13 protein-coding genes are annotated in these 16941 nt (G+C 74.1%); 6 read left to right on the forward strand and 7 right to left on the reverse strand.

What is annotated here, in order from left to right; genetic code table 11:
• Positions 1-58: 58 nt before the first annotated feature.
• Together JOF41_RS03910 and JOF41_RS03915 are read right to left on the reverse strand one after the other, a co-directional pair.
• The gene (locus tag JOF41_RS03910) at positions 59-508 is read right to left on the reverse strand and encodes an ABA4-like family protein (RefSeq protein ID WP_209616185.1); all 450 of its coding nucleotides are present in this window, start codon (positions 506-508) and stop codon (positions 59-61) included.
• Positions 505-1413, reverse strand: a complete 909-nt coding sequence (locus JOF41_RS03915; protein WP_209616187.1) for a hypothetical protein — start codon at positions 1411-1413, stop codon at positions 505-507. The genes JOF41_RS03910 and JOF41_RS03915 overlap by 4 nt, the downstream gene beginning before the upstream one ends.
• 87 nt (positions 1414-1500) lie before the next feature.
• On the opposite strand from JOF41_RS03915, the gene JOF41_RS03920 reads away from it, so the two are divergent.
• Positions 1501-2151: a MerR family transcriptional regulator gene (locus JOF41_RS03920; RefSeq protein ID WP_189226071.1), complete on the forward strand. Its 651-nt coding sequence runs from the start codon at positions 1501-1503 to the stop codon at positions 2149-2151.
• Between the two features lie 54 nt (positions 2152-2205).
• Here JOF41_RS03920 and JOF41_RS03925 read toward each other — a convergent pair whose 3' ends face one another.
• Positions 2206-3447 carry a ribonuclease D gene (locus tag JOF41_RS03925; RefSeq protein ID WP_209616189.1) on the reverse strand — a complete coding sequence of 414 codons (1242 nt, stop codon included), beginning with the start codon at positions 3445-3447 and terminating at the stop codon, positions 2206-2208.
• Positions 3448-3514: 67 nt separating this feature from the next.
• Entirely contained in the window at positions 3515-4231 is a 717-nt protein-coding gene (locus JOF41_RS03930; RefSeq protein ID WP_015099292.1) for a response regulator, read from the reverse strand.
• Between the two features lie 248 nt (positions 4232-4479).
• On the opposite strand from JOF41_RS03930, the gene JOF41_RS03935 reads away from it, so the two are divergent.
• Positions 4480-5661, forward strand: a complete 1182-nt coding sequence (locus tag JOF41_RS03935; protein ID WP_372448468.1) for a dipeptidase — start codon at positions 4480-4482, stop codon at positions 5659-5661.
• A 116-nt stretch (positions 5662-5777) separates the two neighbouring features.
• Here the strand turns inward: JOF41_RS03935 and JOF41_RS03940 are convergent, their stop codons facing one another.
• The gene (locus JOF41_RS03940; RefSeq protein ID WP_189226068.1) at positions 5778-6326 is read right to left on the reverse strand and encodes a DUF3000 domain-containing protein; all 549 of its coding nucleotides are present in this window, start codon (positions 6324-6326) and stop codon (positions 5778-5780) included.
• Positions 6327-6420: 94 nt separating this feature from the next.
• Here JOF41_RS03940 and hemE point away from each other — a divergent pair, with 94 nt between their 5' ends.
• From hemE to JOF41_RS03960, 4 genes are read left to right on the forward strand one after another with little or no spacing between them, the layout of a single operon-like run.
• Positions 6421-7476: a uroporphyrinogen decarboxylase gene (hemE, locus tag JOF41_RS03945; RefSeq protein WP_189226067.1), complete on the forward strand. Its 1056-nt coding sequence runs from the start codon at positions 6421-6423 to the stop codon at positions 7474-7476.
• Positions 7473-8894, forward strand: a complete 1422-nt coding sequence (hemG, locus tag JOF41_RS03950; protein WP_189226066.1) for a protoporphyrinogen oxidase — start codon at positions 7473-7475, stop codon at positions 8892-8894. Before hemE ends, hemG begins: the two co-directional genes overlap by 4 nt.
• 15 nt (positions 8895-8909) lie before the next feature.
• Entirely contained in the window at positions 8910-9602 is a 693-nt protein-coding gene (gene hemQ, locus JOF41_RS03955) for a hydrogen peroxide-dependent heme synthase (RefSeq protein ID WP_189226065.1), read from the forward strand.
• Between the two features lie 52 nt (positions 9603-9654).
• Positions 9655-10044, forward strand: coding sequence for a YbaB/EbfC family nucleoid-associated protein (locus JOF41_RS03960; RefSeq protein WP_189226064.1), 390 nt, complete (start codon positions 9655-9657; stop codon positions 10042-10044).
• A gap of 152 nt (positions 10045-10196) precedes the next feature.
• Here the strand turns inward: JOF41_RS03960 and JOF41_RS03965 are convergent, their stop codons facing one another.
• Both JOF41_RS03965 and JOF41_RS03970 read right to left on the reverse strand, forming a co-directional pair.
• Positions 10197-13433, reverse strand: coding sequence for a S8 family serine peptidase (locus JOF41_RS03965; protein ID WP_244989500.1), 3237 nt, complete (start codon positions 13431-13433; stop codon positions 10197-10199).
• A gap of 249 nt (positions 13434-13682) precedes the next feature.
• The gene (locus JOF41_RS03970) at positions 13683-16910 is read right to left on the reverse strand and encodes a S8 family serine peptidase (RefSeq protein ID WP_244989501.1); all 3228 of its coding nucleotides are present in this window, start codon (positions 16908-16910) and stop codon (positions 13683-13685) included.
• Positions 16911-16941 lie beyond the last annotated feature (31 nt).

The following is a 16941-nucleotide window of genomic DNA, read 5'->3' on the forward strand; positions in this document are numbered from 1 at the left end:
AATCCAGCGACCGGGGGGCGCGACTCCCTACCGGTCGGTAACACAACTCTAGCCCTCGTTACTCCTCGGTAACCACAGTGGTCGCCCTGTCGGGTGCGTCACACGCCGCCCGGATGGCCAGGAACACCGCGAAGCCGAACGGCGAGAGGATGATCGTGAACACCAGCAGCGGCCCCATCAGCAGCGGGTGCAGGCCCAGCCGCCTGCTCTCCCGGTACATCCAAGCGCCGATGAGCAGGTCCCACGCGATCACCTGCGCCCACACCGCCGAGGCGCCCCACGGCGTGGTCGTGAACTCCCGCAGCGTGGTCAGGTCCGGGGCGCTCATGGTCGACCACAGCTGCGGGAGGTGGCCCACGACCAGCGCCGTGTAGACGACCAGCGGTGGCACGGCGATCAGCGGCGAGGAGACGACGCGGGGCGTCCAGCGCCAGCGCGGCGCGAAGATCATCAGCCCCCAGAACGGCACGGTCAGCCAGAAGGTGATCCCGAACAGGAATCCGGTCACGCGGGCTGCACCGCCTTCTCGGTCCGGGCGGTCCCGGTCGTCCTCCGGGTGGGCGCCCACGCCACGACGGCCGTGGCCAGCAGCACCGCCGCCAGGCCCGCCAGCGTCAGCGCGTCCGGCTGGAGCAGCGGTTGGCCGCGCAGGGCCTGCCAGGTCACCAGCGCGGTCAGCCCCCCGTACCCGGTGGCGGCGGCCCACACCGCGCGCACCGTGGCCCGCGAACCGAGCAGCATGACCACCAGCGGCAGCACCTGCAGCGCGTGGATGCCCACGAAGTGGGGGATGCGCAGGTCGCCGCCCGTGGTGCTCCAACCGGTCACCGCCATTTGCGGGCCGCCGTCGGGCACCCCGACGCTGTGCGCGCCGACGATGCCGTCGGCCGGGTTCTGACCGGGCTTGGGGCGGGTCATCAGGGCGCCCAGCGCCAGGCCGACCAGGGAGATGGCCATGCCCAGCCGGACCGCCCACCCGGCGACGCGGTCGGTGAAGCGGGTCAGCAGCAGCGACGCGGAGATGATCGCGTGCATGGCCCACACCACGGTGATGGTGACGGCCATGACGGCGAACACGGCGGCGTCGAACGAGGTGGCGACGTTGAAGTGGCTCTGCCTGCCGCGCACCACCTGGCCCACGATGGCCACCATCTCGACGGTGCCGCCCACGGCCAGCACCGTGCCCGCCCACCAGGTGAGCTTGCGCCACCGCGTGGTGAACTTCAGCACCCAGGCCAGCGTGAGCCCGTACAGCACGAGCGAGATGAAGAACTTGAGCGGCTTGAGCCAGATCGGCGACCCGGCCAGCACCCGGTCGTCGACCGCCAGGCCGACCAGCGACACCGGGATCATGGCGGCCATGAGCAGGGAGAACAGCACCAGTGGCCGGTGCAGGTGGAGGAGGCGGGTCATGGTGTCCCCTTACATTGGATAGCGGCACTTTCTACTATCGGATAGCTACAGTATCCACATTGAGTGCTTCCTCGGGAAGGGGATTGCGTGCGCATCGCGGAGTTGAGCCGTCGCAGCGGCGTTCCGGTGCCGACGATCAAGTACTACCTGCGGGAAGGGCTGCTGCCCGCGGGCGAGCTGACCAGCCCGAACCAGGCCCGCTACGGCGAGGGGCACGTGCGCAGGCTGCGGCTGGTGCGGGCGATGGTCGAGGTCGGCGGGCTGTCGATCGCCGCGGTGCGGGAGGTGCTGGGCGCGCTGGACGACCCCGAGGGGTCGATGCACAAGGCGCTGGGCACGGTCGAGGCCGCGGTGACGCCCGAGTTCCCGGTCCAGTCGCGGGAGGACGAGGTGGCCCGCGAGCAGGCGACCGAGTTCGTCGCCCGCCGGGGGTACTCCTGCGCACCCGACTCGCCCGCGTTCCAGGCGCTGGTCGGCGTGCTGACGACCGCGCGCGAGGTGGGGCACGACCGCTTCGCGGACCTGCTGGACGACTACGCCGACGCGTGCGACCGGGTGGCCGAGCGGGACCTGGACTACGTGTTCACTCTGGGCGCGGGAACCAGGGAAGAGGTGCTCGAAGGCGTCGCGGTCGGCACCGTGCTGGGGGACACGGCCCTGGCCCTGGTGCGCCGGATGGCGAGGCAAGCGGTGTCCGAACGCCGTACGGGGCAGTCCGGGGACGACGGGGCGCGGTGATCCCACGCCCGGACGCGCGGCCGGAACCCACCGCGCGTCCGGACGCGGGTGCGATCAGGAATCCGAGGTCAACGCCCCGCTCAGGACCTCGGCGGTGAGCTGGACCTGCCAGTCGCGGGCGCCACCCTCGCGCAGCGCCGCGGCCACGCCCTCGGGCGAGGTGTCCGCGGGCGGCTGCCAGCAGGTGCGCCGGACCAGATCCGGCAGCAGCAGGTTCTCCACCGGCAGCGTGTGCGCCTGCGCCACGGCGGTCAGCGCCGCGCGAGCGGCGGTCAGGCGGGCCGCGGCGGCCGGGTCCTTGTCGGCCCAGCGGTTCGCGGGCGGCGGCCCGTCGTGCGGCTGCGAGGTCTCGGGCAGTTCGCTGCGAGGGAGCGCGGCGGCCCGCTGCAGGGCGCCCAGCCAGACGCCCACCACGCGACGCTGCGCCCGGCCCCGGAAGACCGGCAGCGCCAGCAGCGCGGCCTCGTCGGCCGGGTTGCGCACGGCTGCCTCGACCAGCGCGCTGTCGGGCAGCACGCGACCGGGCGCGATGTCGCGCTCGCGCGCGATCGCGTCCCTGGCCTCCCACAGCGACCGCACCGCGGCCAGCTGCCGCGGGTTGCGGATGCGGTGGATGCCCGAGGTGCGGCGCCACGGCTCGGAGCGAGGGCGCGGCAGGGGAGCGGTGCGGGCGGCCTCGAACTCCTCCAGCGCCCACGCCAGCTTGCCCTGGCGCTTGAGCTCCTGCTCCAGCACGTCGCGCAGCTCCACCAGCAGCTCCACGTCGAGCGCGGCGTAGTTCAGCCAGTCGGCGGGAAGGGGGCGGCGCGACCAGTCGGCCGCGCCGTGCCCCTTCTCCAACCGATAGCCGAGCAAGCGCTCCACGAGCGTGCCCAGAGCCACCCGTTCGAACCCGGCCAGCCTGCCCGCCAGCTCGGTGTCGAACAACGCGCTCGGACGCAGACCGAGTTCGGCGAGGCACGGCAGGTCTTGCGACGCCGCGTGCAGCACCCACTCGGTCCCGTCCAGCGCTTCGACCAGCGGGTCGAGCCGACCGCCGAGGGCGATCGGGTCAACCAGCCAGGTCCCGGCGCCTTGCCTGCGCAGTTGCACCAGGTAAGCGCGTTGCGAGTAGCGGTAGCCCGAGGCTCGCTCGGTGTCCACCGCGACCGGACCCTCGGCTCCGGCGAGCGCGCTCGCGGCTCGCCGGAGTGCCGAGGCGTCGGCCACCACCGGCGGAACCCCGTCAGCGGGTTCCGTCAGCGGCACCGGATCAGCTCCGGTTGGTTCGGTTGGCTCGTCGGCGGGTACGTCCACGGCGGATGACCCTACGACGAACGCACCACTCGCGGGTGTGTTCGGCCGGTTCAGTGTGCCGACCTGCTCAGCGGATCACGCCGGCGCGCATGGCCAGCGCCACCATCTGCGCCCGGTCCCCGGTGCCCAGCTTGCGGCCGATCCGCGAGAGGTGAGACTTCACCGTCAGCGCGGACAGGCTGAGCGCTTCGCCGATCTCCTTGTTGCTCTGGCCATCGGCGACCAGCTGGAGGACCTCGACCTCACGCGCGGACAGCTCCCGCGGCGTGTTGTCGGTGCCCGGCACCCTCGTCCCCGCGGCGAGCACGGGGGCGACGCTGGGATCTGCGTAGACGCCGCCGTCGAGGACCCTGCGCACCCCGTCGGTGACCACCATCGGCGAGGCGGACTTCAGCAGGTACGCCTGGGCGCCCGCTTGGAAGGCCGACCTGACCGCGTAGGGGTCGTCGGAGGACGCGAGGACCACGATGCGGGGCCAGCCCTGGGCACGGAGTTCCGTGACCAGGTCGATGCCGGTGCCATCCGGCAGACCCAGATCGAGGATCGCGAGGTCGCACGGTCCGGTGGCGAGAGCCCGCGCCCGAGCTTCCGCGACCGAAGCCGCCTCATGCACTGTCCCGGCTCCCATCTGGGTGAGCCGAGCCGATATCGCCTCCCTCAGCAGCGGGTGGTCGTCGACCACCAACACCGAAAAAAGCTCCTCCCGCGGGTGCGGGACCATGTTCGCCGGCAACGAGCCGGCTGGCGTGGTACGAACGGCCTGACCTAAGCCGACGGCAGCCACGTCACTACCTCCCTGGAGTCGGTCGTGCCCCCCGACCGGCACCGGGACTTTCGTCCAATCAGCCGCGCCACTGATCGACCGAAAGTGGTGTCGTCTGGGGCAGCGTAGCCGCCCAAGCGGGTCTACGGGACGATCAATCGGGTATCTATCCCGAATGAGTTGTCACCGTTGGGCCCCGATGTCACACGATCGGCTGACAAACCGTCAGGGTCCGTAACGCGAGTCCTTCTCGCAACGACACAGAGGAGTTGCCTGTGGCGAGCACCCAGGGGCGAGCCCGCGCGGCGGAACTGCTGGCACGGGCCCCGCTCGTCGACGGGCACAACGACCTGCCGTGGGCGCTGCGCGCCCTGGTGTCCCCCGACGGCGCGGAGCAATTCGGTGAAAAGTCAACGTCGGTCGACGTCTTCTCCGCGGCCGCCGAGGTCGACCTGACCACCCGTCAACCCGCGCTGCAGACCGACCTCGTGCGGGTCCGCGAGGGCCGGTTGGGGATGCAGTTCTGGTCCGTGTGGGTCCCGTGCGCGCTCGCGGGCGACGCAGCGGTCACCGCCGTGCTGGAGCAGGTCGAACTGGTCCGTGCGATCGCCGCCCGCCACCCCGACCACCTGGCGCTGGCCACGACCGCCGACGAGGCCGAGGCCGCGTTCGCGGCGGGCCGCGTGGCGTCCCTCATCGGCGCCGAGGGCGGCCACTCGATCAACTCCTCGCTCGGGGTGCTGCGGGCGCTGCGCAGGTTGGGCGTGCGCTACATGACGCTGACCCACAACGAGAACACCCCGTGGGCGGACTCGGCCACCGACGAGCCGGTGCACGGCGGGCTGACCGACTTCGGCCGCGAGGTCGTGCGCGAGATGAACCGGATCGGGATGCTGGTCGACCTCTCCCACGTGGCCCCGTCCACCATGCGGGACGCGCTGGAGGTCGGCGATCGCCCGGCCATCTTCAGCCACTCCTCCTGCCGCGCCGTGGCCGACCACCCGCGCAACGTGCCCGACGACGTGCTGGCCTCGCTGGCGGCGAACGGCGGCGTGTGCATGATCACCTTCGTGCCGCAGTTCGTCTCCCAGCGGTTCGCCGAGTGGGACGCGGGCCTGCGCGAGGCCATGGAGGAAGCCGGGCAGAACCACAACGACCTGGCCGTCCGGGAGCGGTTCATCCGCTCCTACGTCCAGCGCGTGCCCACCCCCGAGGTGACCGTCGAGGACGTCGTCGCCCACTTGGAGCACGCGCGCGAGGTCGCCGGGGTGGACCACATCGGGATCGGCGGGGACTACGACGGCGTGCGGGCGCAGCCGCGCGGGCTGGAGGACGTGTCCTGCTACCCGGCGCTGTTCGGCGAGCTGCTGGACCGCGGCTGGAGCGAGGACGACTGCGCCAAGCTGGCGGGCGGCAACATCCTGCGCGTCCTCCGGGATGCCGACGCCTGACCACCCCCGCGAATCGAGCCTCCGGACACCCCGAACCGCGCGTTCGCGCACCTCGGGTGGTAGTTAGCGGCCCCCGTGCGCTCGTCGGGTAGTACTTGCCGACGCGGGTGGGGTGGTCAGCGCAGGGTGGTGACGCCGACCGGGGGGAGGCCGATGGCGGTGGCCATGAGGTCGTAGAAGGCGGTGCCGTGGGCGGCCAGCTCGGCGTCCTCGGCGGTCCACGACGCGCGCAGCTCCAGGTCGTCGGTGCGGGCAGGCCCCGCGATGTCGCCGAAGCGGGCCGAGGAGGTCTGCGTCACGGTGCCGCCCAGCGCGGTGAACCGCGCCCCGGACTGCTCCAGCGCCTCGGTCAGCCAGCTCCAGCCCACCTCGGGCAGCAGCGGGTCGGCGGCCAGCTCCGGGTCCAGCTCCACCCGGACGTAGGCGACCAGCCGGAACACCCCGCCCCACGCCTCCACCCCGTCGGGGTCGTGCAGCAGCACCAGCCGCCCGGTGGACAGCTCGTCGGCAGGGCCGGTCACCTCCGCGGTCAGGGCGAAGGCCCACGGCGCCAGCCGCTGCGGCGGGCGCACCTCGGTCAGCTCCACCTCTGGTCGGGTTCGCACCGACTTCAGGGTCGCCACCGCCCGCCGGAACTGTTCGGGCTCCCCCGCGGCTCCGGTCACGGACCGACTCTAGGCCCCACGGCCCCGCCGCGCGGGCAAGCCACGCCGGACCGCGCGGCACGGCTTTCCCGGCCCGTGGGACCATGAGGGGGAGATGAGCGACAAGCCGAACCCCGCCCTGGACGCAGCTCCGCTGCTGGTCGCCGCCCGCGGCGGCACCCCATCCCGCACGCCGGTCTGGTTCATGCGCCAGGCGGGCCGCTCGCTGCCGGAGTACCGGAAGCTGCGCGCGGGCACCGCCATGCTCGACGCCTGCTTCGACCCGGAGATGGTCCGCGAGATCACCATGCAGCCGGTCCGCAGGCACGACGTGGACGGCGCCATCCTGTTCTCCGACATCGTGGTGCCGCTCAAGGCCGCCGGGGTCGACCTGGACATCGTGCCGGGCACCGGCCCGGTGGTGGCCAAGCCGATCACCACCGCCGCCGACGTGGCCGCGCTGCCCGAGCTGCACGCCGAGCAGGTCCAGCCGGTGGTCGACGCGATCGGGCTGCTGCTGGACGAGCTGGGCGGCGTGCCGCTGATCGGGTTCGCGGGCGCCCCGTTCACCCTGGCCTCCTACCTGGTCGAGGGCGGCCCCAGCAGGCACCACGAGCGCACCAAGGCGCTCATGCACGCCGACCCGGAGCTGTGGCACGCGCTGCTGGGCCGGATCGCCGACATCACCGCCGAGTTCCTGCGGGTGCAGGTCGCCGCGGGCGTGTCGGCGGTGCAGCTGTTCGACTCGTGGGCGGGCGCGCTGTCCGAGCGCGACTACCGCGAGTTCGTGCTGCCGCACTCCCGGCGGGTGCTGGGCTCGGTCGAGGGCGTGCCGCGCATCCACTTCGGCGTGGGCACCGGTGAGCTGCTGCCCGCCATGCGCGAGGCGGGCGCGGACGTGGTCGGCGTCGACTGGCGCACCCCGCTGGACGTGGCCGTGCGCAGGCTGCGGGACGCCGCACCGGACCTGCCCCCGCCGGTCGTGCAGGGCAACCTCGACCCGGCGCTGCTGTTCGCCGGGCTGCCGGTGCTGGAGCGCGAGATCGACCGCATCGTGGCGGAGGGCCGCGCCGCGGCGGGCCACATCTTCAACCTCGGCCACGGGGTGCTGCCGGACACCGATCCGGACGTGATCACCAAGGCGGTCGAGATGGTGCACCGGCAGCGATGAGCCGACCGCACGTCGCGGTGGTCGGGGGCGGAGTCTCCGGCCTGGCCGCCGCGCACCGGCTGCGCCGCCTGCTCGGCCCCGACGCCCGCATCACCGTGCTGGAGCAGGCCGACCGGCTCGGCGGCAAGCTGCGCACCGCGCGGGTCGGCGGCCGGGCCTGCGACGTGGGCGCGGAGGCGTTCCTGCACCGCCGCCCGGAAGCCGCCGACCTGGTCGCCGAACTGGGGCTGACCGACGAGCTGGTGCACCCGACCGGCGTGGCGGCCTCGATCCGCGCGGGCGGTGAGATCCGACCGGTGCCCTCGGGCACCGTGCTGGGCGTGCCCGCCTCGGCGGAGGCGGTGCGCGCGGTGCTGTCCGAGGACGGCCTGCGCCGGGTGGCCGCCGAGCCGGAGCTGCCGCCGATCCGGCTGGACGGCGCGGACGTGGCGGTCGGCGCGCTGCTGCGCGAGCGCTTCGGCCCCGAGGTGGCCGACCGGCTGGTCGACCCGCTGCTGGGCGGCGTCTACGCGGGCCGCACCGCGTCGCTGGGGCTGCGCGCCACCATGCCGCGGCTGGCGGGCGAGCTGGACGCGGGCGCGGGCTCGCTGCTGGCCGCCGCCGCCCGCGCGCTGCCCGCACCGCCCCCGCCGGGCGCCGCCCGCCCGCCCGTGTTCGGCACCCTGCGCGGCGGCCTGTCCACGCTGGTCGACCGGCTGGCCGAGGTCGCCGCCGCGGAGCTGGTCCTTGGCCAGCCGGTGCGCGCGCTGACCCGCACGGCGCGCGGCTGGCGGCTGGAGATCGGCTCCGCCGCCGCGCCCACCGCGCTGGAGGCCGACGCCGTGGTGCTCGCCGTGCCCGCGCCATCGGCCCGCAAGCTGCTGGACGGGATCGCCCCGCTCGCCGCCGCCCGGTACGCCGAGGTCGAACTCGCGTCGATGGCGGTGGTCGCGCTGGCCCTGCCGCCGGGCACGGCGCTGCCGGAGCGCTCCGGCGTGCTGCTTGCCGAGCACGAGCGGCACGCCGACGGCACCCCGTTCACCGCCAAGGCGTTCACCTTCTCCAGCCGCAAGTGGGCGCACCTGGGCGGCGACGAGCCGGTCCTGGTGCGCGGCTCGGTCGGCAGGCACGGCGAGGTGGAGTCGCTGCGACGCTCCGACGAGGAGCTGGTGGCCGCGGTCCGGGCCGACCTGGCCGAGCTGACCGGTGTCACCGCGCCGCCGGTGGACGCCGTGGTGACCCGCTGGGGCGGGGGACTGCCGCAGTACGGGGTCGGGCACCTGGACCTGGTGGCGGGCGTCGAGCGGGCCGTCGAGCAGGTCCCCGGCCTGGCCGTGGCGGGCGCAGCGCTGCACGGCGTGGGCATCCCGGCCTGCGTCGCCACCGCCGACAAGGCCGCGGCACGTGTGGCGGCACACGTCTTCAGCCGGGTGAGATGAGAGGAAGATGAGGGCATGTCCCGCCTGAACTACACCGAGTTGAACGACACCATCCGCTACACCATGTGGTCGGTGTTCCGGGTCGAGCCGGGCAGGCTCCCCGAGGACCGCGGCCCGGCCGCCACCGAGGCCCAGGAGTACCTCGACGGCCTGGAGGCCAAGGGCGTGGTGGTGCGCGGCGTGTACGACGTGGCGGGCCTGCGCGCCGACGCGGACTACATGATCTGGTGGCACGCCGAGGAGATCGAGCAGGTCCAGGCCGCCTACACCGGCTTCCGGCGCACCGCCGTGGGCCGCGCGTCCACCCCGGTGTGGAGCCAGGTCGCGCTGCACCGCCCGGCCGAGTTCAACCGCAGCCACATCCCGGCGTTCCTGGCGGGCGAGGAGGCGCGCAAGTACGTCTGCGTCTACCCGTTCGTGCGCTCCTACGAGTGGTACCTGCTGCCGGAGGAGGAGCGTCGCAAGATGCTTGCCGACCACGGCAAAGAGGCGCGGGACTACCCGGACGTGCGGGCCAACACGGTGGCCTCGTTCGCGCTGGGCGACTACGAGTGGATGCTCGCCTTCGAGGCCGACGAGCTGCACCGCATCCTGGACCTGATGCGGCACCTGCGCGGCACCGAGGCGCGCAGGCACGTGCGCGAGGAGACGCCGTTCTACACCGGCACCAGGGTGCCCGCCGCCGAGCTGGTCACCAACCTGCCGTAGGGGCTGTGCACTAGCCTCGACCGGTCACAGCGGCACGGGGGATCGGGGCGCCATGAGGGAAGAGCAGGTGCGGATCGACGCGCTGCGGGGGCAGCTGGACCGGCTGCGGGTCACCCGGCGGTCCCCCGACGGGCTGCTGACCGCGACGGTGACCGCCACCGGGCAGCTGGTCGACCTGAGCATCGACGACCGGGCCCTGCGCAGCGGGCGGGAGCTGGCGGCGAGTCTGCTCTCACTGGTGTTCGAGGCGTCCTCGGCGGCGGCGCAGCAGGCGCGGGAGCTGGCCGCGCCGCTGCTGCGGGACGGCTCGGTCGACCCGACGCGGTTGGGCATCACCGCCACCCCGCCGGTCGTCCACGCCCCCGCGCCGCCCGCCCAGCCCCAGCACCCCACCCAGCCCGTCTACCCGCCGCAGGCCCCGTACCGGAGGGGCGCCCGCTGATCGCGAACGCCCCTCCCCCCGCGCCTGCAAGTACTACCCGAGCCGTCCGCGCGGGCCGGTAACCACTACCCGGTGTCCCGAACGCTCGGTTCGTGGTGCGCGAACGCGCGACTCGCGGTGTCGGAACGCGCGACTCGCGACGTGGGCGCGGGTCAGATCTTGCTGAGCTTGTAGGCGCGGATCACGGTCTGCTCGAACGCGTTGCCCCGGCTGTCGGTGCCCTTGACCCGCAGCGAGGCGAACTCGCCCGGCGTACCGGTGTTGCGCACCAGTGCGGTGCGGCCCGCCACCGGCACCTGCGACCAGCTCCCGCCGTCGTCGAAGGACACCTCGACCCGGACGCGCCCGACCCGGCCCGCCGGGCCGTCCTGCTGCACCACCAGCGGCACGCGCAGCACCCGGCCCACCGGGGCCGCGCCCGCCTCGTCCAGCTCCGGCGCGAACCGGACCACCGTCATCGGCAGCGTCCGCGCCTGCTCACCGGGCACGGTGTCGGAGCGGAACGTCCAGCTGCCGCTGACCCGCGTGCTGAACTCCGAGACGCCGGGGGTGCGCTCGGCGGTGGTCTCCACCGTGAACCCGGCCCGACCGGCGGGCACCTCGAACCGGCCGTTGCCGGGGGAGGTGGTCTCGCCGACCTTCACCCCGTCGCGGTGCAGGGTCGTTCGCGCCGACGAGACGGCGGAGGACCCGACGTGGCCCGCGCCGTCGCCGAACAGCGGCAGCGAGAGCCGGACCTCGTCGCCGAGCCTGGACAGGTACGGGTAGGACGACTCGGGCATGGCGGGGCCGAAGACGGGGCTGTTGAAGTCCTCCTGGTACGAGCGGCCCGCCTGGTAGGCGCGGCCGTCGTTGCCGAGCATGGCCTCGACGCCCTGCGGGCTGCTCTGCATCAGCGTCCAGTTCCACTTGACGTCCGAGGTCAGGTAGTCGATCGCCGAACCGGGTGCGGGCACCCTGGGCAGCACGCTCCAGCTGGCGAGGCCCTCGACGGACGGGTTGGCGCCGTACCCGTGCTGCTTGCCATCGCCACCGCCGCCGAACCGGGTGCGCACCTCGGCCAGTTCGGACCGCGCGGGCGCGCGTTCGAAGCCGGTGGGCACCTTGCCGTGCCACAACCAGGCGAACCGGTAGTGCACCGGGCTGTCGGCCACGGGGGTGCCCCGCAGCTGCGTGCCGATCAGGACGGCCAGCTCGTCGGCGGGCAGCTCGGGACCGCTGTGCCCCAGGGACATCCGCTCGTAGAAGCCGTCGAGGAAGGCGGTGCTGAAGCCGTAGCTCCGACCCTGGTGCTTCAGGCCCAGCTCGATGTCGCCCAGCAGGGCCGTGGCGGCCGGGTCGGGCGCGCTGACCTTGAGCGGCTTGGCCTCGCGCGCGTCCAGGTTCACCGGGGTGCCGTCGGTGATCCGGAACTTCGGCCGGTACACCAGGGCGAGGTCGCTCTCGTCGGTGGTGATGTCGGAGGCCGCGTAGTAGTCGCCCACGGGCAGTCGCACCGTCGAGCTGCCGTCCGGCTCGGACAGGGGGACGAAGCGGAAGTCGGCCAGCCTGATGAGCATGGTGGCGGAGTTGCCGGTGAGCTCGCCCCTCGCGTCGAGGTGGTTGAAGGTGACGTCGTAGCTCTCCACCTCGCGGTCGACGCTGATCGGCGTGCGCACCGCCGACGAGCCCGCCGAGGCGACGAGCGCCCCGCCGAACGTGCCGTCGAGGGAGCCCGCCCTGGTGTCCGCCGTGACGGTGGTGGTGGCCGTGCCGCCCGCGGGCACGGTGAGCCGGGTGGGCGTCACGGTGAACATGCCCGCCGGGGCGGGCTCGCCGTTGGGGCCCTTGACGTCGACCGACAGCTCCAGGGTCACCGGCTCGACGCCCGCGTTGCGGTAGGTCAGCTCCTTGGCCACCGGCGCGTCGTCGGTGTGCGGCCAGCTCTGGCTGCCCATGGCGAGGTTGGCCGGTTCGCTGGTGACGGTCTGGGTGATGGCCTTGGCCAGGTCCACCCGGCCCGCGCCCTGGTCGAACTCGGTCAGGGCGGGGTTGCGCTTGGCGGAAGCCATCAGCGCGGCCTTGATCCGCGCGCCGGTCCAGTCGGGGTGCTGCTGGGCCAGCAGCGCCGCTGCGCCCGCGACGTGCGGGGTGGCCATGGAGGTGCCGGACATCGAGACGTGCCTGTCGTCCACCGGGTCGCCGATGGTGCCCTTGCTCGCCTTGGCGGCGGCGATGGCCACGCCGGGCGCGGTGATGTCGGGCTTGACGGCCCCGTCGCCCACGCGCGGGCCACGGCTGGAGAAGGGCGCGATGCCGTCCTGGCGGTCCACCGCGCCCACGGTCAGCGCGGCGTCGGCGCTGCCCGGCGAGCCGACGGTCCGGGGGCCGCCGGAGTTGCCCGCCGCGATGACGAACAGCGCGCCGGTGGTGGCCGACAGCGTGTTCACCGCCTCCTCCAGCGGGTCGATCTGCGGCGTGTCGCCGCCGCCGAGGCTGAGGTTGACCACATCCGCGCCCTGGTCGGCGGCCCACTGCATCCCGGCCAGGATCCACGACTCGGCGCAGCCCGCGTCGATGCAGACCTTGCCGTCCAGCAGCTGGGCCCCCGGCGCGACGCCCCGGTACTTGGCGTCCACGCTCGCGATGGTCGCGGCGACGTGCGTGCCGTGGCCCACGGCGTCGACGGCGTCCGGGTCGTCGGTGAAGTTCCGCTCGGCGATCTCCCGGCCCGCGAGGTCGGGGTGCTCGCCGTCCACGCCGGTGTCCAGCACGGCGACCTTGACCCCCTCGCCGGTGTACCCGGCCGACCACGCGGCGGGCGCGCCGATCTGGGCAGTGCTGCGGTCGAGGGTGGGCTGCCGCAGGCCGTCGAGCCAGATCTTGCGCACCCCCGGATCGTCGAGCAGCGCCCGGTAGGCGGCGGTGGCGCCGGACTTGGCGACCCGGCCCGCCACCGCCCGCACGGCGGGCAGCTCGCGGGTGGCGGTCAGCACCGAGGCGCGCAGCGGCTGGTCGCCCTCGCGGGTCACCACCAGCGGCACGGTGTCGCGGCGCGCGTCGTCGTACCCGGCCTCGACCAGCCCGGTGACGTCGAACAGGCGCGGGTCCAGCCTGCCCTCGGCGAGCCGGGGCACGGCGTCGCGCGGGACCACGTGCAGGTGGCCGTCGCGGTGGAACGTGTGGAAGACGGTCTTCTCCCGGCCGGGACCGCCGATCAGCGAGCCGGGGCGGTCGCCGTCGAGGATCACCCGGTCGCCGGTGATCAGGGTGACCGCGACGCTCGGTCCGCCCGTCCTCGGCGCGGGGGTCTCGGGAGCGGCGAACGCCTGCCCGCCCGCCGCGACCAACCCGGCCGCAATCGTCGCCGCTGCCAGGGCGAGCCCGCGCCTTGGTGCTCTGGAACCCAACACAGACACCTCCAGTCCGGTGGTTGCGCGCTGGACGCGCGCGGCCGGAAGGCGTCGTGCCCCCCACGGTGGCGGCGGTGTACCGGAAGTGGTGAAGCCCCCCAGCACCTCGAAGCTAGTCACCCGCAAGGGGGAGGGCAGCGGCTCTTCGGTGGTAGTTCCCCTCTCGAACAGGCCAACGGTTAATCACCCGCAGTGAGCCCTGTTCGGGCAGGGGCGCCCGGACCGACCGGACGCCCCCGTCCCCGCTCAGCCGATCCGATAAGCCCGGACCACGGTGTGCTCCAGCGCGTTGCCCGCGCTGTCCACGGCCTTGACCCGCAGCGACGCGAACCCGGCGGCCGGGTTGTCCACCCGCGCGACCCCGTCGGACACCGGCACCGCGCGCCAGGTCCGGCCGTCGTCGAAGGACGCCTCGACGTCGATCCGGCCCAGCTGTCCCGCACCCGCCAGCTGCTGCACCACCAGCGGCACCTCCAGCGGCCCGACCGGGGCCGCGCCGCGCTCGTCGAGCACCGGGGCGAACCGCACCACCGACAGCGGCAGCGGCCGGAACTCGCCCTGGGGCACGGTGTCCGAGCCGAACGTCCAGCTCGACCGCACCTCGGCGCTGAACTCCGAGATCCCCGGCGCGCGGACCGCCGAGGTCTCCAACCGGAAGTCCGCGGCCCCGCCGGGCACGTCGAACAGGCCGTTGCCGCCGTTGGCGGTCTCGCCCACCAGCACGCCGTCGCGCCACAGCGCGGTGCGCGCGGAGGTGGCGTTGGTGCTGCCGCCGTTGCCCGCGCCGTCGGCGAACAGCGGCACGGCCACGCTGATCCGGTCGCCCGAGCGGGCGACCTGCGGCGAGCGCGAGCGGGGCAGCGCGGGGGAGAACACCGGGTCGTTGAACCGCTGCGCGCTGCTGGTGCCCCTGCCGTAGGTCCGCTCCGGCGAGGTCAGCGACGCCTCGACCGCCCCGGACGGGGTGAACTGCAGGAAGCCCCAGCTCCAGCTCAGGCCGTCGACGGTGACCAGGTCGACCGCCTCACCCGGCGCGGCGACGTCGGGCATCCACGCCCAGCCGCCGATGCCGTCCGGGGTGATCGGGTTGCCGCCGAGGCCGCGCTTCCCGTCGGCCGGTGCCGCGCCGAACCGGGTGCGCACCTCGGCCAGGTCGGCGCGGGTCACCGAGCGCTCGAAGCCGGTGGGCAGCCTGCCGTGCTGGGTCCAGGACAGCCGGTAGGTCAGCGGCGCCTCGCCCATCGGCGTCCCGCGCAGCTGCGCGCCCAGCAGCACCGTCATCTCCTCGGTGGCCAGCTCCGGGCCGGAGTGCGCGATGGAGATGTCCTGGCCGAAGCCGCCGAGGAACGCGGTGCTGAAGCTGGCCAGCCGGTCGCCGTGCCTGCGCACGATGGTGATGTCGCCCAGGGCCTCCTGCGCGGCAGGGTCGGGCGCGGTGATGCGCAGCGGCCTGGCGGTGCGCGCGTCCACGGTGACCGTGGTGTCGGCGGTGACCGACAGCGCTGGCCGGGGCAGCAGCGCCAGCTTCTGGTCCCCGGTCGTCACGTCGGCGTTGGCGAAGTAGTCGCCCTTGGGCAGGCGCATGGTGAACGCGCCGTCCTCGTCGTAGGGGAAGGCGAAGACGTCGTTGTCCAGCCCGATGACCGAGGCGTAGTAGTCACTGGCGGGCGCGCCGTTGGCGTCGACGAACGAGAACGCCACGTCGTAGCTCTCCACCTCGCGGTTGACGCTGATCGCGGTGCGCAGCGCGGTCGGACCGCCGGTGGCCACCACCGAGCCGACGTAGAGGCCGTCCAGCGAGCCCCGCCGGGTGTCGGCGGTGACGGTCACCGACGCCTGCCCGCCCGCGGGCACGGTGACCTTGGCGGGGGAGGCGGTGATCAGGCCGCTGGGCGCGGCGGCCCCGTCCGGCCCCTTCACGTCGGTGGTCACGGTCAGCGCCACGGCCGCGCTGCCGGTGTTGCGGTACACCACGGTCCTGGTCACCGGGACGTCGTCGGTGTGCGGCCACTTCTGCAGCCCCATGGCGAGGCTGGCGGGCTCGCTGGTGACGGTCTGGGTGATGGCCTTGGCCAGGTCCACCCGGCCCGCGCCCTGGTCGAACGCGGTCAGGGCGGGGTTGTTCCTGGCCGAGGCGACCAGCGCGGCCTTGATCCGCGCGCCGGTCCAGTCGGGGTGTTGCTGGGCCAGCAGCGCCGCCGCGCCCGCGACGTGCGGGGTGGCCATGGAGGTGCCGGACATCGACACGTGCCTGTCGTCCACCGGGTCGCCGAGGAAGCCCTTGCTCGCCTTGGCCGCGGCGATGGCCACGCCCGGCGCGGTGATGTCGGGCTTGACGGCCCCGTCGCCTACGCGCGGGCCACGGCTGGAGAAGGGCGCGATGCCCTCCTGCCGGTCCACCGCGCCCACGGTCAGCGCGGCGTCGGCGCTGCCGGGGGAGTTGATCGTGCCGGGGCGCGAGGAGTTGCCCGCGGCGATCACGAAGAGCGTGCCGCTGCTCGCGGACAGCGTGGCGACCGCCTCCTCCAGCGGGTCGGTCTCCGGCGTGTCGGTGCCGCCCAGGCTGAGGTTGACCACGTCCGCGCCCTGGTCGGCGGCCCACTGCATGCCCGCCAGCACCCAGGACTCCTGGCAGCCCGCCACCGTGCACACCTTGCCGTCGAGCAGCCGCGCGTCCGGCGCGACACCCCGGTACTTCGCGCCCGTTCCCGCCACGATCGAGGCCACGTGCGTGCCGTGGCCGACGGCGTCGGTGTTGTCCGGCTCGTCGGTGAAGTTGGCCTGTGCCGCCTCGCGGCCCGCGAGGTCCGGGTGCTCGCCGTCCACCCCGCTGTCCAGCACGGCGACCTTGACCCCCTCGCCGGTGTACCCGGCCGACCACGCGGCGGGCGCGCCGATCTGGGCAGTGCTGCGGTCCAGGCTGGGCCGGCGCACCCCGTCCAGCCACACCTTGCGAACGCTCGCCCTCGACACGAGCGTGCGCCAGGCGTCCGCGGCCCGGTCCTTGGCCACCTGCGCGGCGTACGCGCCCACGGCGGGCAAGTCGCGGGTGGTCCGCAGGCCCGCCGCGGCCACCTCCTCGTCGGCCCGGTCGCCGGCGACGACCAGCGGCACGGTGTCCCGGCGCGCGTCGTCGTACCCGGCCTCGACCAGCCCGGTGACGTCGAACAGGCGCGGGTCCAGCCTGCCCTGCGACAGGGCGCGGGCCGCGTCGCCCGGCACCACGTTGAGGTGCCCGTCGCGGCGGAAGCTGCGGAACACCACCCGGTCCCGGCCGGGGCCTGCGACCACCGAGCGCACCCGGTCGCCGTCGAGCAGGACGCGGTCGCCGGTGATGAGCGTGACCGAGCGGGCGACGCCGTCCGCCCGAGGGGGCGGGGGCGGGCCCGCGGCGGTGGACACCTGCGGGCCCGCCGCGCTCAGGACGAGCACGGCCGCCGCGGCCGTGCCCGCCAGGCGTGTGCTGGGACTCAAGATCAACCTCCCGGTGCGTGCCGCGCTGCGC

This window comes from Saccharothrix coeruleofusca (genome assembly GCF_017876325.1).
Classification (GTDB): Bacteria; Actinomycetota; Actinomycetes; order Mycobacteriales; family Pseudonocardiaceae; genus Actinosynnema; species Actinosynnema coeruleofuscum.

Excerpts from the sequence above, each read along its gene's own strand:
- hemQ (WP_189226065.1), top strand. The coding sequence starts at position 8,910 with ATGTCCCGCCTGAACTACACCGAGTTGAACGACACCATCCGCTACACC.
- JOF41_RS03960 (WP_189226064.1), top strand. The coding sequence starts at position 9,655 with ATGAGGGAAGAGCAGGTGCGGATCGACGCGCTGCGGGGGCAGCTGGAC.
- hemE (WP_189226067.1), top strand. The coding sequence starts at position 6,421 with ATGAGCGACAAGCCGAACCCCGCCCTGGACGCAGCTCCGCTGCTGGTC.
- hemG (WP_189226066.1), top strand. The coding sequence starts at position 7,473 with ATGAGCCGACCGCACGTCGCGGTGGTCGGGGGCGGAGTCTCCGGCCTG.
- JOF41_RS03915 (WP_209616187.1), bottom strand. The coding sequence starts at position 1,413 with ATGACCCGCCTCCTCCACCTGCACCGGCCACTGGTGCTGTTCTCCCTG.